Origin of the sequence: Xanthomonas sp. LF07-6, assembly GCF_034105445.1 — a bacterium.
GTDB lineage: Bacteria > Pseudomonadota > Gammaproteobacteria > Xanthomonadales > Xanthomonadaceae > Xanthomonas_A > Xanthomonas_A sontii.
Genome location: NZ_JAXGGI010000021.1, coordinates 35,428 through 56,869, shown reverse-complemented (window position 1 = coordinate 56,869; position 21,442 = coordinate 35,428). Strand labels below are relative to the sequence as shown.

The following is a 21,442-nucleotide window of genomic DNA, read 5'->3' as shown; positions in this document are numbered from 1 at the left end:
GACTTTTTCACGCTGTCAACACCCGATGTTCGCTAGGTGTTTCCGGCCCCGCCTGCCTCTGTCGCGCCGAAGCCCGGCAGTTGCGTAGCGGGCCGCGCAGTGTAATGGCACCGAAAAAAAGGTCAACCGTTTTTTTGCGCGCCCTTGCAGCGCTGCGTGCTGCCACGCTCTCCTCTCTATCGGTAAGGGCGCGGCACAGCCGATCGCCGGCGTTTGCCCGAGAATGCAGCCTGCGCTCCACCATGGAACTCCGCATGACCGCTGCTACCCGCGCGCTCTGGCGCGACGCTTCGCTGCCCGCGCTGATCGCCGGCTTCGTCACCGTGCTGGTCGGCTTCACCAGTTCGGCGGCGATCGTGTTCGAGGCTGCGCGCAGCGTCGGCGCCTCGCAGGCACAGATCGCGTCCTGGATGTGGGCGTTGGGGCTGGGCATGGGCCTGACCTGCATCGGGCTGTCGCTGCGCTACCGGATGCCGGTGGTCACCGCCTGGTCCACGCCCGGCGCGGCCTTGCTGATCGGCAGCGGTGGCGGACTGCCGCTGTCCGATGCGATCGGCGCCTTCGTGGTGGTGGCGGTGTTGTCTGCACTCGCCGGGTTTTCCGGCTTGTTCGAACGCCTGCTGCGGCGCATTCCGCTGTCGCTGGCCTCGGCGATGCTGGCCGGGGTGCTGCTGCGCTTCGGCCTGGACGTGTTCGTGGCGATGCAGCACCAACTGGCCATGGCGCTGGCGATGTTCGCCACCTATCTGCTCGGGCGCCGCACCTTCCCGCGCTATGCGGTGATCGCCACCCTGTTGGTCGGCATCGCCGTGGCCGCGGGCAGCGGCACGCTGCACCTGGAGGCGGCGCGGTTGCGCCTGGCGCAGCCGGTGCTGGTGTGGCCGACGCTGTCGTGGCAGGCGCTGTTCGGGATCGCGCTGCCGCTGTTCGTGGTGACGATGACCTCGCAGAACCTGCCCGGGGTGGCAGCGATCCGCGCGTCCGGCTATGCGGTGCCGATCTCGCCGACCATCGGCTGGATCGGCGTGGCCAACACGCTGCTGGCGCCGTTCGGCGCCTACGGGCTGAACCTGGCGGCGATCACCGCGGCGATCTGCATGGGCCGCGAGGCGCAGGAGGATCCGCAGCGGCGCTACATGGCCGCGGTGTTCGCCGGGGTCTTCTATCTGCTGATCGGCGTGTTCGGCGCTACCGTGGCCGCACTGTTCGCGGCCTTTCCGCGGGAGCTGGTGATGGCCATCGCCGGCATCGCGCTGTTCGGCACCATCGGCAACAGCCTGGCCTCGGCGCTGCGCGAGGAACATGAGCGCGAGCCGGCGCTGATCGCGTTCCTGGTCACCGCGTCGGGACTGTCGCTGTTCGGTATCGGCGCGGCGCTGTGGGGCCTGCTGGCCGGTGCGGCGACGCTGGCGCTGTGGCGGCGCAGCCGCTGAGGCCGCGCCGCCGCACCGGACTCAGCGCGGGTCGCGCAACTGCAGCAGCCAGTGGCTGGGCACGCCGGAGTGATCGGGCAGCGGTTCGAAATCGAACTGGCGGTGCACGGCCGTGGTGCCGTCCACGCGCAGCGGCAGGGTGACGTAGGCGGCCCGTCCCTGCCGCAGCAGCGTGTCGATGCGCTGTGTCTCCGCCAGCACCGCCTCGCTGGCATACAGGCGCTCCAGGTCGCAGCCGATCAATTCTGCGACCTCGCGCTCGTACAGGGCGGCAAAGGCCTCGTTGACGAAGGCCAGGCGGCTGCGCCGCGCGCCCTCGCCGCGCTCGACGATCGCCACCGGCTCGCGCAGCCGCGACAGCGAGGCCTCCAACAGGGCGAAATCCTGCTGGAAGCGCTTGCGCTCCATCAGTTCGATCAGCACCCGCAGACTGCGTGCCGATTCCAGGCTGATCGGCGACCAGGGCCGTGCGCGGCCACGCACAGTCTCCTGCCACAGGTCGAAGCTCTTGCGCGGCGACAGCCGCGAGCCGGCGATGTCCTGCAGCTTGGCCAACTGCGGATTGCCCGCCCAGTTGACCGTGCGTACCTGTTCGCGGCGGGTCCACAGCAGGGCGCTACGCGCCTGCGGCATCAGCGGCACGAAGATGAAGCCGGCCGCCAGCGGGGCCAGATCGGCCAGCGCCGGGAAGGTCTCGCCGATCTGGTCCGAGTGCAGCGCGCCGACCGCGTCGTGGCGCAGCGCTTCGTGATGGGTGGACTCGATCTGCTCGCGGATCCGCGCCAGGTCCTCGGTGGCCGGCAGCATGCCGTGGCGGGTGACGTGGTCGCCATGGAACACCGCCACGCCGTCGGCATCGACCACGTCGAGCAGGTCCGAGGCCATCTCGTCGAGCATCGACGCGGTCAGCATCTCGGCGTCGTTGAAGTTGGTGATCAGCTTCTCGCGCACGGTCAGCAGCACCGACTCGGTGCGCGCGCGCGCCACCGCGGTGATCGCGCCGATGCGCCCGGCCAATGCACGGCTCAATGCATCGGCGACGTCGCGCATCTCGTGGTTGCAGAAATACGGGCGGTAGTGATGGCAGGCGATCAGGCCCCACAACGCATCGTTGACCACGATGGAGGCCACCAGGGTGGCGGTGACGCCCATGTTGGCCAGGTACTCCAGGTGCACCGGCGAGACGCTGCGCAGGCTGACGTCGCTCAGGTCCACCGGCGCGCGCAGGCGCGGATGCAGGGTGGGCTGGATCGGCGACGGCACGTAGCCGACGTTGGCGATCTGGCGCACGCGGTTGCGCAGGTACAGCGCGCGGGCCTGCGCCGGAATGTCGCTGGCCGGATAGTGCAGGCCGAGATACGGCTCCAGTTCCGCCGCGCGCGCCTCGGCGACCACGTCGCCGTTCCAGTCGTCGTCGAAGCGGTAGATCATCACCCGGTCGTAGCCGATCAGGCTGCGCAGGCTCTTGGCGGCGCGTTGGCAGGCCTCCTCGATGCTGTGGTCGGCCTCCAGTCGGCGCAGCACCGGCAGCGCTTCGCGCAAGGTGGCATCGGCCAGCGGCGCGTCGCGTGGCTCCAGTTCCAGCAGCCACTGCTCCGGATACAGATGCCAGGCGCCGACCCAGCGCTGCGTGGCGGCCGCGTCCTTGAACCCCACTTCGACATAGGCCAGGTCGCTGCGCTCGGCCGCGTCGGGCAACAGACGCGTGCGCGGATCCTCCAGCACGAGCAGGGCGTCGTAGCGCTGTCCGAGCAATTCGTCCAGCGGCCGGCCGAACAGGTCGGCGGCACTGGCGCTGGCCTGGACGACGCGCCCGTCCTGCGGCTCGATCACCAGCAGCACGCCGTGCGGCTGCACCGAGCCGGGGATATGGATCGGCTCGCGTGCGCATGCGTCCATGTCCAGGGGCACGACGATGTCGCTCATGCGGCGATCTCCAGGGCGAAGTGGGTGTGGAAGTGCGCGAACATGGCGCGGGCGCCGTCGACCGCGGCCTGCTGCAGCGGCGCGGTCGGCAAGGCCCGCTCCAGGCGCTGCTGGAAGTGTCGCCAGGCGGCCGGGTCGGCATGGCCGAGTTCGAAATAGGACAGGGCCGGCGCAGCGGTGGGCAGGGTCTGCCGCAGGTGCCGGGCGATCACCCGGCCGCCCAGGCGCGAGCCTTCGACCACGTAGAGCATGCCCCAACGCGCGCCGACGTCGACGGCCGGCGGCAGCGGCTGCGGCGCTGGCGGCGTTGCCTGCAGGGCATGCAGATCCTGCGCCAGCAGCGGGGTGCGCGGCTGGTACTGCCACTGCGCATCGCCGCAGTCGCGCAGCCAGGCCGCTTCGCGCTGTTCCCAGCCGGCCAGCACCGCGTGATGGCGACGCAGCACCTGCACATAGGCGGACAGCGACAGTGCCGGGTCCATCAGCGCGCGCATCGCCGGCAGGTCTTCCACCGCCTGGTGCTGCTGCGCAGTGGCCTCGCGCAGCAGGCGCGCAGCGGTCAACGGCAGGGCGGTTCCGTCGGGAGGGGACATCATGCAGGCGACTGGTACAGCAGCCGGCCGGCCGCGACGAAAGAGAGGACACAGCGTAACAATCGCGACCGCGCGGTGCCAGGCGAGGCAGCGCGGGAGCCGCGACGCCCATCCCAGCAAGCTGAGCCGTTCATGCCGGATACGCTGCCCGCGCTGCGCCTCAGCCGCCGGCCGCCGCGGCCTCCGGCACTCGCGCACGGCGCCAGGCCACGATCCAGCCGCCGCCCAGCAGCAGCGCCGCCAGCAGCCATGGCACGCCCGGGAAGTGCAGCAGCGCATGCGGGCCGATGAAGGCCGCGAACACCCATGCGTACAGCAACGGCCCGATCACCCCGGCCAGGCTGACCAGGCTCATCAGCGCGCCCTGGATGCGCCCCTGCGCATCGGCGCCGACGTGGCGGGTGACGATCGCCTGCGCCGCCGGCCCGGCCACCGCCCACAGCGCGCTGATCGGCACGCCGAGCAGGAACAGCGCGCCGCTGCCGGCCACGCTGTAGATGGCGAAGCCGATCACGCCGCAGCCCAGGCCGAACAGCAGCGCGCCGCGCTCGCCGAAGCGCCGCACCACCCGCGCCACCAGCACGGCGTTGACCACGATGCTGCACACGCCGACCAGGGCCAGCACCCAGCTGACCTGTTTCGGGCCCCAGCCGAAGCGGTAATCGGCGAACAGCACGAAGATGCTCGGGTAGACGTAGTGCGCCAGGTTGGCCAGGAAGATCACCGCGGCCAGCGCGAACACCTGCGGGTAGCGCTGCAGCAGGCGCAGCGCCCCGAATGGGTTGGCGTGCGCCCAGTCCACCCGCGCGGTGCGTCGCTCCGGCGCCAGCGATTCGGGCAGCACCCACAAGCCGTAGAGGAAGTTGAGCAAGGCCAGCCCGGCGGCGAACCAGAACGGCGCGCGCAGGTGCAGGCTGCCGAGCCAGCCGCCCAGCAGCGGACCGACCACGAAACCAACGCCGAACGCGGCGCCGATGATGCCGTAGGCCTGGGCGCGCTTGTCGGCCGGGGTGATGTCGGCGATGTAGGCGTTGGCCGAGGTGAAGCTGGCCGAAAACACGCCGGAGACCATGCGTGCCAGCAGCAGCACCGGCAGGCTCTGCGCCAGCGCCATCACCATGAAGTCCACGCCCAGCCCCAGGCACGAGGCCAGGATCACCGGGCGCCGGCCGTAGCGGTCGGACAATGCGCCCTGCAGCGGCGAGCTGACGAATTGCAGGGCGGCGAACAGGAAGCCGAACCAGCCGACCCAGCGGGCCGCGGCAGCGAAGTCCCCGCCGGTGAAGCCGCGCACCAGCGTGGGCAGCACCGGGATGATGACGCCGAAGGACAGCACGTCGATCAGCAGGGTGACGAAGATGAAGGCGACCGCGGCGCGGCGTGAGCGGACAGCGGGAGTCGGAGCGTGCACGGCAGGCCTCCTGGCGGACGCGGCAGTGTAATCGGCGTACCTGGCCATCGGCGCACCCGTGGGTGTGGGAGGTGGCCGATTGGAACGGGCGGCGTGCCTGCGACACCGTGGTGGCTCGGCTGGCCGTCGCGGGAGCGCTTGCACCGCGACCGGTGGGGTCATGGCGTCGGGACTGAAGTCCCTCCCACAGAAGCGTCGGGGCTGGCCAATTGCGGGTCAGGGCTCAACCCTTTCTGCACCAGCGGCGCAGCCAGGCCGCTTGTCGCAGGGGCGGTTTCAACCGCGACCTGAGGGGCCGAGGCGTCGGGACTGAAGTCCCTCCCACAGAAGTTTCCGGGCTGGCTGATTGCGACTCGAAGCTCGAGCCCCCTTCCTGCACCAGCGACGCAGCCAGGCTGCTTGTCGCAGGAGCGGTTTCAACCGCGACCTGAGGGGCCGAGGCGTCGGGACTGAAGTCCCTCCCACAACAGGGTCGAGGCTTGGCGGATTGTGTCGGAACCGAGGTGCTCTACACCGAGCGACTCCCCTCTCCCGTCGGGAGAGGGGTCGGGGGTGAGGGTCCGGCGGAGGCAGCGGCGCCACTCATGCCACCAAGGCGCGGCGGCGCAGCAGTCACGGCCGGACCGTCACCAATGCCGACTGCCGGGCCGCAGCAGGTGGTGCCGCCGTCCGGCCGCGGTCACTCGGCCGGGGTCACAACGCCGCGACAGAGATCGTCTGCTGCAGCACGTGCTGGGCGCCCGGGGCCAGTTCGATCACCTCGGGTCCGGCGTTGGCCGCTTCCAGGCACACGAACTGGCGCCAGTGCGGGCCGACGTCGGCCATCTTCTGTGCGCCGGCCTCGCCCGGGTTCCAGGCCACCAGCGTGTGGCTGCCGGTGGTGGCGATCTCGATGCGGCGCTGCAGGCCCGGGTCCAGCAGGGTGTAGCGGCCGCCGGCGCCGGTGTAGATGCGGTCGCTGCGGCCGGGGTCGCGCGGATCCTGCAGGCTCCAGTCGCCGTGCTGGCGATGCGGTGTGGCGTAGTTCTCGAACTTGTCCAGGTAGTCCAGGCCGTCCAGGCCCTGCACGCGCACCTGGGTGGCGTCGGCGACACGGAAGTAGTTGTGCAGGGCCTGGGTGAAGCGGGCGGGCGCGGTGCCGACGTTGTCGGTGACCAGGCGCTGCTCCAGGGTGGCGCCGATGCGCAACTGCATGCGCAGGCGCAGCGGCAGGTCGTCGAAGTCGGGCGGCGCCAGGGTCAGCACCAGCGTGCCGTCGGCCTCGCGCCGCGCGTCCTTCAGTTGCCAGGGTACGGTGCGCACGAAGCCGTGCGCGGGGACGGCGTCGCTCTGGCCCTGGCGGCCGAAGTACGGCCAGCACACCGGAGTGCCGCCGCGGATCGGGGTCGGCGTGGGCTGCGCGTCCGGCGACAGCCACAGCGCGTCGGTGCCGCCCTTGGGCACGAACGACAGCACCTGGCCGCCGAACAGGCTGATCGCGGCGGTGGACTGCGGGGTCTCCACCAGCAGCGAGGGATAGCCGTGGAAGTCGCCTGTGCTCAGGCCGGGGACGTCGGACATGGGGTGGATGCTCCGTGGCGCGGGGGAGTGGGCGAAGGCCGGGTAGGCGGCCGGCAGCCGGAATGCGGTGGGCGGCGTGCCGCCGAACGGCGTCTTTGTAGGTGTAGATGTAGGTGCCGGTGCTGGTGCAGGCGATTGCGGCGGCGACGGCGGCGTGGCCGGTGACGTCACCGGTGCCGCAGGCGCGCCGCCGGCCTCGCGGCGCAGCGCATCGAGGATGCGTTGCCCGGCGCGACCGTCCGCCGGCTGCAGGCCCAGGCGTTGCTGCTCGGCCTGGATCGCACGGCGGGTGGCGGTGCCGATTGCGCCGTCGGCCTGGCCGATGGCGTGGCCGCGCGCCAGCAGCAGGGTCTGCAATTCGCGCCGCTCGGGGCGGCCCAGGCCCGGATCGTCGGTCGGCCAGGCCGCGACCAGCCCGGGCTTGCCGCGCAGCCGGTCGGACAGCAGCGCGATCGCCAGCGCATAGCTTTCGGCGGCGTTGTAGGCGTAGATCGCGTCGTAGTTGCGGAACACCAGGAACGCCGGGCCGTGCACGCCGGCCGGGATCAGCACCGCTGCTGGGGTCTGCGCGGCCAGTGCAGGCAGCGCGCTGCCGTCGGCGGCGGTGAGGCCGCGCGCGCGCCAGTCCGACAGCGGCCGGCGCTGGGTGCGCCCGGCCAGCGCCGGGTCGAAGCCCGCCGGCAGCTTCACCTCCAGCCCCCACGGCTGGCCGCTCTGCCAGCCGGCGAGCTTGAGATAGTTGGCGGTGGAGGCCAGCGCATCGGGAATGCTGGCGACCAGATCGCGGCGGCCGTCGCCATCGCCGTCCACGGCGACACGGGCGTAGGTGCTGGGCATGAACTGGGTATGGCCGAAGGCGCCGGCCCAGGACCCGGTCAGGCCCTCGGGCCGCAGGTCGCCGGCCTGCAGCAGCTTCAGCAGTGCGAACAGCTCGCTGCGGAAGAACGGCTGGCGGCGGCCTTCGCAGGACAGGGTCAGCAGCGACACCAGCAGCGGGCGCTTGCCGGAGATGCGGCCGTAGTCGCTCTCCACGCCCCACACCGCGACCACCGTCTCCGGGTCGACACCGTACTGCTGCGCCACCTGCGCGAGCAGGTCGCGATGCGCGGCGAGCATGGCGCGACCATCGTCGATGCGCTGGCTGTCGACCAGGCCGGCCAGGTAGTCCCAGATCGGCGTGGTGAACTCGGGCTGGGCGTCGAGCAGCGGCAGCACGCTCGGGTCCGGCTGCAGACCGGCGGTGAAGCGATCGAACGACGCCTCGGCGACGCCCGCCTTCGCCGCGGCCGGGCGCAGGCCGGCCACGCAGCTGGCGAAGGCCGGATCGGGCGTGGACGGCGCCGCCACGGGTGGGGTCTGCGCGAGCGCACACGGGGCCGCCAGCAGCAGGATCCAGGCCAAACGCATCATCGCAACATCCTCGCCGACGGCAGGGCCGACATCATAAACAACCGGCGCGTGTGCGCTCCGCTCACGCGACGCGGGCGGCAGGCACGCGACCGGCAGCGCGTTCCGAGCGTGGCCTGGTTGGCGGATCGCGCGGCACGATGCCGCGGCCGCGACACGCATGGCGTTCGGGCCAACGCGGCATTCCGTTCGAAGCGCAAGAGGGCCAACGCTTGCCCCGCCAACGAACGGCGGTGTGCGGGCGTGCGCCCCGCCGGCGCGACGCGCGACGCTCAGTCCAGCGCGTCGAGGTAGTACCAGCGCCCATCCTCGCGCACGAAGCGGCTGTGCTCGGTCATGCGCACGGCGCTGCCGCCGCCGATGCGATAGCGCGCCAGGAAGGCGACCTCGGCGCTGTCGGCGCCGGTCTGCAGCACGCGCTGCACGGTGAGGCCGAGCCACGCCGTGCGCGGATCGATCTCCACCTGCGGCGGACAGGTCGAAGGATGCCAGCTCGCGCGCAGGTAATCGGCGTCCTGGCGCACGTAGGCGCTGTAGCGGGAACGCATCAAGGATTCGGCATCCGGCGCAGGGGTGCCGGCGTGGTACGGCCCGCAGCACTGCGCGTACTCGCGCGGATGGCCGCAGGGGCAGGGATCGGCAAGGCGCGGGGCGGACGGAGACATGTGCCGATTGTGCCGGCTGCGGCGACACGGCGCACGCCGCGCACGCGTCGCGGCCGGTGGCGGCTATGCTTGCGGCCCCTTGCGCGGAGCGCTGGCGTGCTCGAGTCGATCCCCACCGAACTGCCCTGGCTGCTGTGCATCGCCTTCGTCGCCGGGCTGGTGGACGCGGCGGTGGGCGGCGGCGGCCTGATCCAGTTGCCCGGGCTGTTCGCGACCTTGCCGCAACAGGCGCCCGCGGTGATCCTGGGCACCAACAAGTTCAGTTCCATGGCCGGTACCGGCACCGCCGCCTGGCGCTATGCGCGCCACGTGCGCCTGCCGTGGCGGCCGGTGCTGTACGCGACCGCCGCCGCGTTCGTGTTCGCCTTCCTCGGCGCCACGGCGGTGAGCCTGCTGCCGAAACAGGCGGTGCGCCCGCTGATCCTGGTGCTGCTGATCGCGATGCTGGGCTACACGCTGGTCAAGAAGGACTTCGGTGCGCTGCACCGGCCGCGCCACATCGGCCGCCGCGAACTGGCCATCGCGCTGGCGATCGGCGCGGCGATCGGCTTCTACGACGGCTTCTTCGGCCCGGGCACCGGCAGCTTCCTGATCTTCCTGTTCATCCGCTTCTTCGGCCTGGATTTCCTGCGCGCCTCGGCCGCGTCGAAGGTGGTGAACCTGGCCACCAACCTGGCCGCGCTGTGCTTCTTCGTGCCCAGCGGCAAGATCCTGCTGGCCGCGGCGGTGCCGATGGCCGTGGCCAACGTGGCCGGCGCGGTGACCGGCACCCGGCTGGCGCTGCGCGGCGGCACGCCGCTGATCCGGCAGTTGTTCCTGGTGCTGGTGGTGGTGCTGATCGGCAAGATGGGCTGGGATCTGCTGCACTGAGCGCAGTGCGCGGTACCGTGTGGTTGCCGCGTGCCATCCCTCCCAACGATGGTGCAGCGCGCGGCCGATCGGCACGCGCGACCGCAAGTGCCGCTCAGTGGCCGCGGCGCTTGCCGCTCGCAGGCGCCGTCTTGGCTGCTGCAGCCTTGGCCGGCTTCGCAGGTTTGCTGCCTGTGCCTGCTTTCACCGGCTTCGCCGACGCCGACCGCGCGGCTGGCCGCGTTGCCGCGGACGCAGCTGCCGCAGCCGCGGTGGACGTGCGTGGCGCCTTCGCCGAGGTGGTCTTTGCCGAGGACGGCGCGGCACGCGTGTCGCCACGTTTGCCCGGCGCCATTGGCGACGCCTTGCGCGGGGTCGACTTGGCGCGATTGCCGCGGCCATCGCGCGCCTTGGCGGAGGCACGCGCCGGCGCGGCAACGGTGTCTGCCACAGTCGCTGCGCCGGGCTCGGCGATGGTGGCCGCTGCGTCCGCGGCCGGCGGCGGCAGATCGGCGCCAGCCTGATCCATCGCCGCGCGGGATTCCACCGCAGGTGTCGCCGCCTCGTTGCGGCTGCGCTCGGGCAGCTTCAACCGGTGCGCCTGCTCGTCGTATTCGATCAGCAGCACGCCGGAGTTGTGGCGGCCGCTGATCTCGACGAAGCAGGCGCCGCCGATGAACGGCTCCAGCGTCATCACCGACTTCAGCGGCGTGGCCACCACCATCTGGAAGCCGAAGTTCTCGAAGATGTTCATCGCCAGCGCGGTGAATTCGTTATCGGCCTTGTCGAAGGCCTCGTCCAGCACCACCGCGGCGTAGCGCGGCAGTTCGCCGTCCTCGCCGCCGAGCTGGTAGCGCAGCGCCGCGGCCAGGCAGGTGGTGGCCAGCTTCTGGCGCTGGCCGCCGGACTTGCCGGCACCGCTGCGGTAGATCTCCACCTGCGCGCGGCTGTCCGCATCCAGTTCCACGCCGACGAACTCCACATGCTGGCGCACGTCCAGCACCTGCTCGCGCCAGCGCCGCAACTCCGGCTCCTGCGCACCGAGCCGCTGCACCAGCCCGCGCAGCATGGCGAACTGCGCCTCGGCCAACGCACGATCTTCGGTCTGCTGGTGGCCGAGCACGGCGCGCAACTGCTGCTGGAACTCCTGCACCTCGAGCAGGCGCCGGTCGCTGACTTCGATGGTCAGCAGGGTGCCGCGGTTGAACGGCACCTGTTCCAGGCTGGCATTGACCTCGTCCATGCGCTGCTTGATCGCCTTGTGCGCTTCGGCGGTGTAGCGCTGCAGGGCCAGCAGGTTGTTCTTGCTCTGGGTCTGCAGCAGGTCGAAGAAGCGCCCTTCGTGACGCGGCAGGCCGTCGCTTTCCAGGCGCTGCAGGCGCGCCAGAAAGTCGTCGGCGCTGGCCAGGCTGACGGTGAAGTCGCCGCTGTCCTCCGGCCACTGCTGGCAGTAGCGGCGGAAGCAGTCCAGCACCTGCTGGCTCAGCCGCGCGTCCTGCGCCTGGCTCTGCGCCAGCTGTTCGCCGAGCCCGCGCTCGACGCTGCGCAGATGCGCTTCCAGGTTGTCCAGGCTCAGCGGCGGCAGCGCGGCCAGGCGCGCGTCCAGCCCTGCGACCTGCGCCGGGCCGATCACCGCGGTGGCCACGCGCGCGGCGCAGGTCTCGCGCTGCGCTTCCAGGCGCGCGCGCTCGCGGCTCACCTGCGCGCGCTCCAGGCGCACGTCCTCGTAGGTACGGCGCGCCTGGTCGCGGCGCGCGCGGACGGTGGCGATCTGCTCGCCCAGCGCGCGCAGCGCGGTGTCGCCTTCGCGCAGTTGCAGCAGTTGCTCGGCGATGTCGCTCAGGCGCTGCAGCTTGGGCGCGACGTCGATCTCGTCCCACTCGCGCTCGGCCAGGGTGTGCGCGGCCAGTTGCCGGCCCTGGTCCTGTTCGCGCTGCTTGCGCAGGGCGGCGACGTCGGCGTCGCAGGCGGCGATGCGCTGCGCGAGGGTCTGCCCCTCGCGCTCGAAGACCTTGAGCTTGTCGCGGTTGTCGTAGCCGAGCAGCCAGCGCTTGCGGTCGCCGACCGCGTGGCGGTCGTCCTTCTCGTAGCGGTCGCCCGGATGCTTGACCTGGCCCTCGCGGGTGATCGCGCGCTCGGCATCGCGCAATTGCGCCACGGTATCGACGCAGGTGTAGTCGAAACGCCGCGCCAGTTCCTGGCGCAGCCACGGCGCATAGGCATGGTCGCGCAGTTCCAGCTTGCGCAGCAGCGACTTCGCGTCGGGCTCGCGCTGCTGCAGCGGCGCGTTGTGGCGCACGCGGAAGTACACCAGGCGGGTGCCGAGCTGGGTCTTGTTGACCCAGTCGGCGACGCTGGCGTAGTGGCGTTCGTCGACCAGCAGCGACTGCGCGAAGCCGTGCAGCACGCGCTCGATCGCGCCGCGCCAGGCAGCCTGGTCGGCCTCCACCTGCACCAGCTCGCCGACGAACGGCAGGGCGGCTTCGGGCAGGCCGGTCTCGGCGCACAGCCGCGCGCGCAGCGCCTGCATCGGCGCGGGAATGCTCGAGGGCGCCTTCAGCAGCGCCTCGATCTCGGTGCGGATGACCGCGAAACGGCGTTCGTCCTCGCGGCGCTCGGCCATGCGCTCGGCGATCGCCTCGTCCAGGCTGCTGGCCTCGCCGGCGACGCCGTCGCGCAACGCGCGCGCCTGCGCCACCTGCTCGGCGAAGCCGCTGGCGCTGCCGGCCAGGCCCATGCCGAGCTGGCGGCAGGCCTGTTCGACCTGGCTGCGGCGGCGCATGCGCTCGTCGCGCTCGCGTTCGACGCGGCCGCGTTCGCGCTCCAGCGCCTCGACCTGCTCGCCGCCCTGCGCGCGCTGCTGGGTCTCCAGCTCGGCCAGGGTCTGTTCGTGGTTGTCCAGCGCTTCGCGGCGCTGCCCTTCCTCGCCGGCCAGGCCGCGGTCCTGCGTGTCCAGTTCCTGCAGGCGCGCGTCCAGCAGGGCCAGGCGGCGCTGCTCGCGGTAGCCGTCGATGCCCAGCTGCAGTTCGCGCAGCTCGCCGACGCTGTGGCGCAGCGCCAGCAGTTCGGCGTGGTAGTCGCGCGCCGGGGTCAGGGTTTCCACCTGGCGCCGCGCGGTCACCACCGCGTGGTGCGCGCCGTCGAGTTCGGCAAAGTCCTCGACCAGGCGGTCGGCCGCCTCGAAGGTGCGCGGCTCGTCGAGCATGAAGCTGCGCAGGAAGGCGTTGAGGTCGCCGAGGTTCTTCGCCGACTGGGTCTTGTGCAGCAGCCGCAGCGCCATCTCGTTGCCGATGCCGAGCAGGTGGCGGAAACGCTCGGCGTAGCCGGCGAAGCTGTCGAAGTGGTGCACGTCCTCGCCCAGGCGCAGCTTGAGCCGGCGCAGGTCCAGGTCGAAGCCGTCCAGCTCGGCGGCCACGTCGAAGCCGCGCGGCACCACCATGTAGTGCTTGCGCACGTCGGCCGCGGCGGTGCCGCTGCCGGCGATCCAGAACAGCCGCACCAGGCTCACCGCCTGGCCCTGCGCGTTGCGGTACTCCAGCGCCAGCGCCGACCAGGTCGCGCCCTTGCGCAGGTACTGGGTGGCGATCTCGCCGGAGGCGCTGTCTTGCTGGTCGGCCCAGGCGCCGCGCACGTAGGACACCAGGCTGCGGTCGCGGCCGCTGCGCTCGGCCTCGCGCGCGGCGGCGTTGAAATCGACGATGCTCGGCGGCGTCAGCAGCGCCGACATCGCATCGAGCAGGGTCGACTTGCCCGAACCGGAGCGACCGACGAACAGGAAGCCCTTCTCGGCGATCGGCACGTCGGTCAGGCCGTTGAAGGTGCCCCAGTTGTGCACCTGCAGGCGGCGCATGCGGTACTGCTGCGCGCGCTGCTCGGCCAGGGTCTCGGCGAACAGGGACGGGGCGACGGGGACGGTGGACGATTCGGACAGGGACGTCATCGGGAACTCATCGGAAAACGGGGACGGCCGCCACGGCGGCCGGCGCACGGTGCAAAGCCAGCGCTAGGCGTGCGCGACCTGCGGGCGCGGGCCGGTCACGGCGCCGCCTCGGCCACGCCGTCGCGCAGGCCGCGATAGGCCGCCGCCAGCGCCTGCACGTCCTCGGCCGAGAACAGCAGCTTCAGCGCGGGCGAGACTTCGTAGCGGTCCTCGCTGCCGCGCAGCTTGGACAGCAGGTGGTTGTCGCGCATCTTGGCGATCGCCGCCAGCACCCGCCGGGCGAAGCCGGCGCGGTCGGTGGACACGTTCTTCTCGTACACCGACAGCACCTCCAGCAGCTGCGCCTCGTCGACCACCGCGCGCTCGCCACGGGTGTCGGCCTCGGCCAGTTGCTGGCGCAGGAACAGCAGCAGCACCGACTCGATGAAGGTCAGCGGCGCCGTGCGCAGCAGCGCCGGGGTCTCCAGTTCGCCGGTGTCGGCCTGGCGCGCGAACGCCACACCGCCATCGCGGTCCAGCACCAGTTCCAGGAACAGCTCGCTCAGCACGCGGCGGACCGCGGCCTCGTGGCGCAGCAATGCCTGCCACAGCGAGCCGTGCCGGTAGGCATCGACGCTGGGGCCGGACAGCAACTGGCACAGCGCGCGCCGCGCCTCCAGCGGCAGGCTGCCGCTGTCGCCGGCGAACAGCGCGGTGCCGGCATCGGCCGCCACGGACGTGGCGGCGGCCGCGGCGACATCGCCGGCATCGGCGTCGTGGCCATGGAATTCGTCAGACCAGCTCATTGCGTTTTTCCTTGGTGAACCACACCAGCGGGATGCGCGCGCGCCGGACCTGGCCGTCGCCGCCCTCCCATTGCACCGCTTCCCATTCGCCGTCGACCACCACGCCATGGCGGGTGCCCAGCGCCAGGTAGCCGATCACGCTGCCCAGGCCCTGCGCCGCCGGGCGCTGCCGCAGCGCCTCGCCGATGCTCAGTTGCGGCTGGCGGCCGAGCAGGTCGTGCAGGTCGTTGCGCAGGCCGCGCAGGTCGATCTCCGACTGCGCCACCAGGTCGCCGACGCTGTCCAGCGAGATCATCGCCGCCTCGGCCGCCTGCACCCGCCCGTCCACCAGCTGGCTGCGCGGGTCGTGCAGGCGCCACTGCGACGGCGAGCGCAGCCGCGCGCTGCTCAGCGGCAGCACGTAGCCGGTGGCCGCGGTGGCATGCAGCTGGTCGCGCAACTGCAGCGCCTCGCCCTGCGCCTGCTTCAGCAGCTGGTTGAGCCGGCGCTGTTCCAGGTAGCCGCGGCTCTGCACGAACCCGCGCAGGCTGCGCGCGAAATGCTGCATCACCTCGTGCACCTGGCCGCCGCGTTCGAGCAGGGTGCCGGTGAGCCCGCGCAGGAAGGCGCGTTCGTGGCGGTCCAGGCGGCGGGCGAAGCCGCGCGCCAGCAGCGCCTCCAGCGCCGCATCCAGCTGCACGCTCTGCTCGGCATCGTTGAGCAGACTCCAGAACGCCTGGAAACTGCGCCCGGCCTCGCTCTCGCCGATCACGTCGATGCCGGCGAACAGCTTCTCCAGCACGTCGCCGCGCGCGCCCTCGTCGTCGATGATGCGCTCGCGGAACTCGCGGTTGAGCCGCTCGAAATCGTCGCGGACCCGGCGGAAATCCTCGGTCAGGTCGTCGGACAGGCGGATGATGTCGCGGGTACGTTCGAGCGCGCGCTTGCCGTCCAGCGCGGCCAGCTTGCCGGCGGCCACGCGCTCGATCTCCGCGTCCAGGCGCTCGCGCTCGGCGCGCAGCGCGGCCAGGCGCGCGTCCGGATCGGTCTCGGTCTGCCCGGCCAGTTGCACCAGTTGCTGGATCACCAGCGACAGCCGGCTCTCGGTGGCCACGCTGGCGCTGTCGCGCACGCCGGCGATGAAGCGGATGGCCTGCGCCGCCTGCCGCGACAGTTCGTATTCTTCCTGCGCGTCGCCTTCGGGCAGGCGCCGCTCCAGCCAGCCCTGCGCCAGCCAGTGCGCCACGTAGGCCTGCGCGGTGCGCGGCAGTTCGCGCGACAGCTCGTCGTCCTTCAGCGCATCGAGCTGGCGCTGCAGGCGCTCGTGCAGCACATCGGCCGGCAGCCGCCGCTGGGCGTCGCCAAGCAGGGTCTGCAGCAGGCCGATCAGCTCGGGGGCATGGTCGGCAGCGAGCAGTTTCCACAACGGCTGTTCGCGCAACTGGCGATAGCCGGCGATCCGGACATGCGGCTTCATGCAGGAACCGACCGCCACCGCATCCGCAGACTCAGCGCACGCGCTCGATGAAGCGCAGGAACTCGGCGCGGGTGCGCGCGTCCTCGCGGAAGGTGCCGAGCATCTTCGAGGTGACCATGCTGACGCCGCGCTTGTGGATGCCGCGGGTGGTCATGCACTCGTGCGCGCCTTCCACCACCACGCCCACGCCCAGCGGCTGCAGCACGTCCTGGATGCACTGGGCGATCTGCGCGGTCATCTTCTCCTGCACCTGGAAGCGCCGCGCATAGGCCTCGACCACGCGCGCCAGCTTGCTGATGCCCACCACCTTGCCGCGCGGCAGGTAGCCGACGTGGACCTTGCCGATGATCGGCGCCATGTGGTGCTCGCAGTGGCTTTCGTACTCGATGTCGCGCAGCACGATCAACTCGTCGTAGCCGGCCACTTCCTCGAAGGTGCGCAGCAGGTACTCGCGCGGGTCGGCGCGGTAGCCGCTGAACCAGTCGCCATAGGCCTCGGCCACGCGCCGCGGGGTGTCCAGCAGGCCCTCGCGGGTGGGGTCTTCGCCGGCCCAGCGCAGCAGGGTGCGCACTGCGTCTTCGGCCTGCGCCTGGGTCACCGGGGGAGTGGAGCTGTTGTCGGAATCGGCCATGGGGGGAACGCCCGTAAGGGGGCTGCATGGTACCCGAGTCGCCTGGCAGCCGCCGCATGCGCGGCCTCCGTGCGGCGGGGCGACCCGGCCGATACCGGGTGCGCCGTTCAGCGTCCGCCTGCTCCGCGCCCGGGCGGCATGCGCATCGCCCGGGCCAGCGCCGCGCCGGTCAGCGCCGGCGCGCGTGCATCTCGCCCTCGTGGTCGAGCCAGTTGGACCCCTTGTTGGTCAGGAAGAACATGTACACCACCAGCGACACCGCGATCACCGCCGTGGCATACCAGACGAAGGTGGTGACGTGGCCGGTCTTCAGCGAGGCCTGGTACAGCAACGGCGCGGTGCCGCCGAAGGCCGAATTGGCCAGCGCATAGCCCAGGCCCACGCCCAGCGCGCGGATATGGGTGGGGAACAGCTCGGCCTTCACCACCGCGTTGATCGAGGTGTAGCCGGTGAGGATGACGAAGCCGGCGGTGAGGATGGCGAAGGCGCTCAGCCAGTCGCTCTGCCTGGGCAGCTCCAGCACCAGGAACCAGGTGTAGAGCACGCCGCCGATGCCGAAGAACACCAGCAGGGTCTTGCGCCCGATCAGGTCAGACAGCCAGCCGCCGACCGGCTGCATCAGCATCAGCACGATCAGCGCGGCCAGGTTGATGATGGTGCCGGCCATGACGTCGTCGCCGGCGAAGGCGGTCTGGATCATCTTCGGCCCGGTCACCGAGTAGGTGTAGAACGCCACGGTGCCGCCGGCGGTGATCAGGAAGCACAGCAGCAGCGGGCGCCACTGGTGCACGAACAGCTCGCGCAGCGAGCCGGAGGACCTGTCCTTGCCCTGCTTGGCCGCGGCGATGGACTCGGAGGTCAGCGACTCGTCCATCGTGCGCCGCAACCAGAACACCACCAGCGCGCCGACGCCGCCCAGGCCGAAGGCCACGCGCCAGCCCCATTCGGAAATCTGCCCCTTGTCGAAGAAGTGCAGCATCCCGAACAGCACCGCCTGCGCCAGCACGTGGCCGCCGACCAGGGTGACGTAGTGGAAGGAGGACAGGAAGCCGCGCCGCCCCGGGATCGCCGCCTCGGACATGTAGGTGGCGCTGGTGCCGTACTCGCCGCCGGTGGCGAAACCCTGCAGCAGGCGCGCCAGCAGCAGCACCACCGCCGCGGCGCCGCCGATGCTGGCCACGGTGGGCGTCACCGCGATCAGGAACGAACAGGCCGCCATCACCGACACCGACACGGTCAGCGCCAGGCGGCGGCCGTAGCGGTCGGCGAAGCGGCCGAAGTACCAGGCGCCGATCGGGCGCATCAGGAAGGTCACCGCGAAGATCGCCCACACGTAGAGGGTGGCGTTCTTGTCCTCCTTGGAGAAGAACTGCGATTCGAAGTAGGTGGCGAACACCGAGTAGACGTAGACGTCGTACCACTCCACCAGGTTGCCGGCCGAGCCCTTGAGCGTGTTGGACACCGAGCGGCGCAGGCTGCCCGGTGCGGCGGCGGCGGACGAAGAGGTGGATGCACTCATTCAGTGGGCCTCATGGATGGACGTCACGGAGTATAGGCAGGCGCTTGCGAGGATCCTGTCGCGACGGCGGACACGCCGGGCGTGCGCGCCATGCCCTCATTGCGCCTGCGGCGCGGCGAAGGCCTTGCTGTACATGCCCGAGCGGTCGAAGCAGCAGACCCGCCGCTTGCCCGCGGCGAGCATGTCGCAGGTGCTGGCGATGCGCTTGACCCGCGTCTGCGCCTGCTTGCCCGCGCCGATCCAGAAGATCCAGTCGCGCCGCGCCACCGTGGTCAGCGTGTCCCAGGCCGCACGCGCAGGCGGATGCGCGGCCAGCGCGCGCGCCAGGTCGTCGGGCAGCACGGGTTCCGGTTCCACCGCCGCCGGCGCGATCTCCAGGGTCACCGTGGTACCGACCTCGACCGCCGCGGCCGCCCGCAACGCCTCCTCGACCTGCAGCCAGTGGCCGCCTTGCCCATCGGGTTGCAGCGTGGCCTGAAACGGATGCCCGGCGAACCGGCCCTCCACGCTGACCAGGCCGGCCGCGCGTGGGCAGGGCGGCGCTCGCCGCCGCGGGCAGCGGCAGGAACCCCCAGGACGCGTCCGGCGGCGAAGCCGGACGCAGCAAGCTCGCCGGTGCGCGGATCGGGTCGCTGCCACGGGCCATGCGCGGAGCTTGGCACCGGCCGCGGGCGGGGCCATGCTGCGCCTGCGCGGCGACGGCGGCGGCGCGGCGCGCTGCGGCCGTGCCGGTCACCGCACGCCACGCGCCGCCTGACCAGGCCAGCGGCCATCGCCGCTGCAGACCGGCATCGCGTCACGTTCCCCACACTGCGCAGCTGCCCCCAGGGCCCGATCCCTTCAGTTCGACAGGCCATCGCCGCTATCCATGCGCCGGCCCGGGGGACCCGCGCCATGCGCGCGTCACGCGGGCGCAGGCAACCTGCCCGCCCGTCCGCCGTCACCTACCGTCGATCCCTCTTCCTTCCCCCCATTCCCCCGATCCCATGCACGCCCTTTCCAATCTGCGCATCGGCCAGCGCCTCGCGCTCGGCTTCCTCACGATCATCGTGCTGATGGTCCTGCTCACCGTGGTCGGCATCCAGCGCGTGCACAGCATCGACCAGCGACTCACCGCGATCAACGAAGTCAACAGCGTCAAGCAGCGCTACGCGATCAACTTCCGCGGCAGCGTGCACGACCGCGCCATCGCCCTGCGCGACGTGGTGCTGCTGGACGATGCGGCCAGCCGCCAGGCGACCGAGCAGACCATCGACAAGCTGGCCGGCGACTACGCGCGCGCCGCACAGCCGCTCGATGCCTTGCTCGCCGTCTCCAGCGACGCCCAGGAGAAAACCATCCTGCAGCGCATCCAGGGCATCGAAGCGCGCACCATGCCGCTGATCGCGCAGGTGCGGCAGCTGCGCGATGCCGGCGACACCGTGCAGGCGCAGGCGCTGCTGCTGCAGCAAGCGCGCCCGGCCTTCGTCGACTGGCTGGCCAGCATCAACGCCTTCATCGACCTGCAGGAAGCCAAGAACCGCCAGGCCGCCAAGGAAGCGATGGCCACTGCGCGCGGCTTCGCCCTGCTGATGGTCGGCTGCACCGTGCTGGCGCTGCTGCTGGGCACGCTGATCGCCCTGCTGCTGACCCGCCGCGTGGTGCGGCCGCTGCGGCAGGCGCTGGGCCTGGCCGAGCGCATCGGCGCCGGCGACCTGAGCAGCCCGGACACCGTCACCACCCACGACGAGGCCGGGCAGTTGCTGCGCGCCATGCAGCAGATGCAGCGGCGCCTGCACGAGGTGATTTCCGCGCAGCGCGAGATGGCTGCGCGCCACGATGCCGGCGCCATCAGCTACCGCATGGATGCGCAGCGCTTCCCCGGCGAGTACGGGCGCATGGTCGCCGACACCAATGCCCTGGTGGATGCGCACGTGCAGACCCAGCTGCGCATCACCGAGGTGATGGGCCGCTACGCCATCGGCGACCTCAGCCAGGACATCGCCCACTACCCCGGCGAGAAGGCCGCGATCACCGCGGCGATGCAGCAGGTCAAGCAGAACCTGCACGCGATCAACGTGCAGATCCAGACCCTGGCCGAAGCCGCCTGCGCCGGCAACTTCGCCCACCGCGGCCAGCCGGAGAAGTTCGAGCACGCCTTCCGCACCATGGTCGAGAACCTCGATACCATGATGGCCACCGCCGACGCCAACCTGGCCAAGTTCTCCGCGCTGCTGCGCTGCATCGCCGACGGCGACCTCACCGTGCGCATGAGCGGCAACTTCCACGGCGTGTTCGCCGCCATGCGCGACGACGCCAACAGCACCGTGCACCGCCTCACCGACATCGTCGCGCACATCCAGCGCACCACCAACAGCATCAGCTTCGCCGCCGAGGACATCGCCAGCGGCAACCAGGAACTGGCCAAGCGCAGCGAGCAGCAGGCGGCCAGCCTGGAAGAGACCGCCGCCTCGATGGAGGAACTGACCTCCACGGTGAAGCAGAACGCCGAGCACGCCCAGCGCGCCAACCAGCTGGCGCTGGGCGCGGCCGGCGTGGCCAGCGAAGGCCGCGACGTGGTGGGCCAGGTGGTGGCGACCATGGATGGCATCCAGGCGGCCTCCAGGCGCATCGCCGACATCATCGCGGTGATCGACGGCATCGCCTTCCAGACCAACATCCTCGCCCTCAACGCCGCGGTGGAAGCCGCACGCGCCGGCGAACAGGGCAAGGGGTTCGCGGTGGTGGCCGCGGAGGTCGGCACGCTCGCACATCGTTCGGCCGGCGCCGCCAAAGAGATCAAGACCCTGATCGACGACTCGGTACAGCGCGTCGCCCACGGCGCCACGCTGGTGCACCAGGCCGGCGCCACCATGGACCAGGTCGTAGCCAGCGTGCAGCACGTCACCGACCTGATGGGCCAGATCTCCGCCGCCTCGCACGAGCAGGCCAACGGCATCGCCCAGGTCAACCAGACCATCGCGCGCATGGACGAGACCACCCAGCAGAACGTGGCGCTGGTGGAAGAAGCCAGCACCGCGGCGCGCTCGCTGGAGGAGCAGTCGGCGCAGCTCACCCAGGCGGTGGAAGTGTTCAAGGTCGGCGCCTACGTCTGATCCACGCGCACGGCGGCGGCCGTGCCGCTTCGGTTCGTCCCGCCGGCCGGCGACGGTGGTCGGCCGGCAACCCAGCGCGTGAACGCCAGGTGTCGGCCGGTGCCGGCCATCGCATCGGCTGCCATGGCCGTTGCCGGCGCAAGCGGTACGATGGCGGCCTCCCACGTTCGCC

Annotated in this window: 12 protein-coding genes and 2 pseudogenes; 3 read left to right on the top strand and 11 right to left on the bottom strand. The window is 71.4% G+C overall.

Going from position 1 to position 21,442, the window contains the following annotated elements; genetic code table 11:
- The first annotated feature begins 254 nt into the window (after positions 1 to 254).
- Entirely contained in the window at positions 255 to 1,433 is a 1,179-nt protein-coding gene (locus SLW56_RS20085) for a benzoate/H(+) symporter BenE family transporter (protein WP_320695375.1), read from the top strand.
- 21 nt (positions 1,434 to 1,454) lie between these two features.
- Here SLW56_RS20085 and bphP read toward each other — a convergent pair whose 3' ends face one another.
- The 5 genes from bphP to SLW56_RS20060 all read right to left on the bottom strand — a co-directional run bounded on the left by bphP (position 1,455) and on the right by SLW56_RS20060 (position 8,995).
- Positions 1,455 to 3,359 carry a bacteriophytochrome BphP gene (bphP, locus tag SLW56_RS20080; protein WP_267112390.1) on the bottom strand — a complete coding sequence of 635 codons (1,905 nt, stop codon included), beginning with the start codon at positions 3,357 to 3,359 and terminating at the stop codon, positions 1,455 to 1,457.
- The gene (locus SLW56_RS20075; RefSeq protein WP_152238544.1) at positions 3,356 to 3,955 is read right to left on the bottom strand and encodes a biliverdin-producing heme oxygenase; all 600 of its coding nucleotides are present in this window, start codon (positions 3,953 to 3,955) and stop codon (positions 3,356 to 3,358) included. The genes bphP and SLW56_RS20075 overlap by 4 nt, the downstream gene beginning before the upstream one ends.
- A 157-nt stretch (positions 3,956 to 4,112) precedes the next feature.
- A complete protein-coding gene (locus SLW56_RS20070; RefSeq protein ID WP_148827721.1) occupies positions 4,113 to 5,363 on the bottom strand; it encodes a TCR/Tet family MFS transporter in 1,251 nt (416 codons plus the stop codon).
- Positions 5,364 to 6,056: 693 nt separating this feature from the next.
- Positions 6,057 to 8,333, bottom strand: coding sequence for a lytic murein transglycosylase (locus SLW56_RS20065; RefSeq protein WP_320695374.1), 2,277 nt, complete (start codon positions 8,331 to 8,333; stop codon positions 6,057 to 6,059).
- A gap of 269 nt (positions 8,334 to 8,602) precedes the next feature.
- Entirely contained in the window at positions 8,603 to 8,995 is a 393-nt protein-coding gene (locus SLW56_RS20060) for a YchJ family metal-binding protein (protein ID WP_152237060.1), read from the bottom strand.
- 96 nt (positions 8,996 to 9,091) lie between these two features.
- Here SLW56_RS20060 and SLW56_RS20055 point away from each other — a divergent pair, with 96 nt between their 5' ends.
- A complete protein-coding gene (locus SLW56_RS20055) occupies positions 9,092 to 9,865 on the top strand; it encodes a TSUP family transporter (protein ID WP_017912277.1) in 774 nt (257 codons plus the stop codon).
- On the opposite strand, the pseudogene SLW56_RS20050 reads toward SLW56_RS20055, so the two are convergent.
- The 6 genes and pseudogenes from SLW56_RS20050 to SLW56_RS20025 form a co-directional block, all read right to left on the bottom strand.
- A pseudogene (locus tag SLW56_RS20050) lies at positions 9,771 to 13,784 on the bottom strand (SbcC/MukB-like Walker B domain-containing protein); the annotation flags it as partial. The gene SLW56_RS20055 and the pseudogene SLW56_RS20050 overlap by 95 nt on opposite strands.
- 95 nt (positions 13,785 to 13,879) lie before the next feature.
- Positions 13,880 to 14,569: a DUF4194 domain-containing protein gene (locus tag SLW56_RS20045; RefSeq protein ID WP_267084947.1), complete on the bottom strand. Its 690-nt coding sequence runs from the start codon at positions 14,567 to 14,569 to the stop codon at positions 13,880 to 13,882.
- Entirely contained in the window at positions 14,556 to 16,025 is a 1,470-nt protein-coding gene (locus tag SLW56_RS20040; RefSeq protein WP_153753350.1) for a DUF3375 domain-containing protein, read from the bottom strand. The genes SLW56_RS20045 and SLW56_RS20040 overlap by 14 nt, the downstream gene beginning before the upstream one ends.
- Positions 16,026 to 16,056: 31 nt before the next feature.
- The gene (gene folE / locus SLW56_RS20035) at positions 16,057 to 16,656 is read right to left on the bottom strand and encodes a GTP cyclohydrolase I FolE (protein ID WP_017909619.1); all 600 of its coding nucleotides are present in this window, start codon (positions 16,654 to 16,656) and stop codon (positions 16,057 to 16,059) included.
- A gap of 169 nt (positions 16,657 to 16,825) precedes the next feature.
- Entirely contained in the window at positions 16,826 to 18,175 is a 1,350-nt protein-coding gene (locus SLW56_RS20030; RefSeq protein WP_320695373.1) for an MFS transporter, read from the bottom strand.
- Positions 18,176 to 18,271: 96 nt separating this feature from the next.
- Positions 18,272 to 18,821: pseudogene (locus SLW56_RS20025) on the bottom strand (YdeI/OmpD-associated family protein).
- Between the two features lie 340 nt (positions 18,822 to 19,161).
- On the opposite strand from SLW56_RS20025, the gene SLW56_RS20020 reads away from it, so the two are divergent.
- Positions 19,162 to 21,270, top strand: a complete 2,109-nt coding sequence (locus SLW56_RS20020) for a methyl-accepting chemotaxis protein (protein ID WP_320695372.1) — start codon at positions 19,162 to 19,164, stop codon at positions 21,268 to 21,270.
- Positions 21,271 to 21,442: the final 172 nt, after the last annotated feature.